Source organism: Amniculibacterium aquaticum, from assembly GCF_003852705.1.
In the GTDB taxonomy this organism is placed as follows: domain Bacteria; phylum Bacteroidota; class Bacteroidia; order Flavobacteriales; family Weeksellaceae; genus Amniculibacterium; species Amniculibacterium aquaticum.
Map to the genome: position 1 here is coordinate 1 of NZ_REFA01000056.1, position 1,895 is coordinate 1,895.

General features: G+C 32.7%; 1 protein-coding gene. It reads right to left on the reverse strand.

Features of this window, described 5'->3' with window-relative positions; translation table 11 throughout:
* Window positions 1–256 precede the first annotated feature (256 nt).
* Window positions 257–1,729: an ATP-dependent nuclease gene (locus tag EIY84_RS11650; protein WP_124643367.1), complete on the reverse strand. Its 1,473-nt coding sequence runs from the start codon at window positions 1,727–1,729 to the stop codon at window positions 257–259.
* Window positions 1,730–1,895: the final 166 nt, after the last annotated feature.

The following is a 1,895-nucleotide window of genomic DNA, read 5'->3' on the forward strand; positions in this document are numbered from 1 at the left end:
TTTTCAAATTTTCACGCAGAAATTATTCGGCATAAAATTTAGAAATCAGAAGGGTAGAGGTCAAAAAAAACATTCGATTTTGCAAAATCTTCAATTTGATAACGCTCCTCAAATATTACGGACAACGTTTCGGGTATTGCCGAAGGCGGGATTTTTAGCACAAAAATTCAATTGAAGAACGAAAGTTGAACCTTGCACAAATGCCCAATCGAAGCCATTCAGCCCCGCTTTTGGCAATACCTTGTTAGCACCAGTTTTATTCAAGTTGCTTCTTTAAAAATAATGTTATTTTCTCAATTCTAGGTTGGTCGTTTGCTGTCAAGTAGTCAACAACCATTTCTATGATTTCCGTTCTGCTTTTGTTCCTTGCTCGTAGTTCATTGTCAATTCTTTCGTAAAGCTTTTTACCATTCAAATCTTTGGTGTGTTCAGCAGAATTTCTATAATCATCTACAATTTGATTTAAACTTACCTGATGAAATACAAAGTCGTTAAGTTGTCTGAATAATTTATGGTCAACATTATCAAACAGCTTTGATTTCAGATATTTTTCCAAACTTTCAATTGGTAGATAGTTTAAAGGAATATTATTTGATATGCCATTGTTAGCAATGTAATTTTCTGACTGTGTTTTAACATCAGCATCTAAAATGATATTTATATTAGAAGTTTTACCTACCAAATTACTTGCAACAACCTCTTGTCCTAAATCAATGACGTTACTAAAGCCTCCACAGGGCAAAATATAAATCAACTTATTACCCCATAATGAATTTTGTTTTAGCAGTCTCTTGATAATTTCCCTTGCTAAATCATCTTCAACAAGGATAATATAATCGTAACCTGTATGGTCGTAGAGCATCCGTGTAGCATATGCGGGGTAACAAGGATTTATTAACTCTAGCGAATGGTCAGAGTGTCTGTCTAAGAAATAAATATTATCGGGTTTAATTGAACTAATTAGTTCAAGAGAATGTGTAGAAAAATATACAGCATAATTATATCTATTTGAGATTTCCTTGAGAAATGTTACAAGTCTTTTAAGCGATGACGGGTGTAATGCTAGTTCGATTTCATCAAGCAAGAGAATACAAGGAATGTTTATTGTACTCCTATCAGAATTTCTAATATTTAATGAGTTAAGAATGCTTATCAACAAGTTTTCTCCTGTGGACATATGAAATTGACTAACAATCTTTCCTTTAATTTCATAATAGAAAATATCACCGTAGAAGTTACCAATGTGTCGAATTGAACTAGGGTTGACACTAAACAGTTTCTCATAAAAGTTTTTATTGTTATGAAGAATAAGTCCCAAATTTTCTCTTATAAAATCAGAAGCAGGTCTTAACAGAGAAGAACTAATCCTATCTAATTTTCTTAGATTATTATAGCTAGTGTTTCTAAACCTATTTCCAAAAATTAAACTCCCTTCATAAAAACCTTTCAATTCGATATATCCTATTTTTTTTGAAACCCATTTTCCATATTCTTTATGGTAAATCTTCTTGGCACCATTGTATTCAAACTCGATTTTAGAATCAGGGGATGTTTCTCCAAAATAGTCTTTCATTGTCATATTAAAGAAAACACTTGATGCACAAGTGGCAACAGTGCTTTTCCCTGCTCCATTTTGTCCGGTCAAGGCATAAAGTCCCTTGTCAACTGGCATTTCAATTGTTAAGCTGTCAACGGATTTTATTTTATTAATTGTCATTTTCAGTTTCATCGTCTCGGTTGTTGCTGAGTGTTTCTAAAAATTGGTGCTAACGGTTTGCGGCTTTGTGAAGTGCGGACTTTGATTATCAAGTACTTATACAATCTCTACACCAAGCAAAAAGCCATTTTTCTTTTGCTAAAATACAAAAATTTGTAAAAGAAAATGGCTTTTTGCG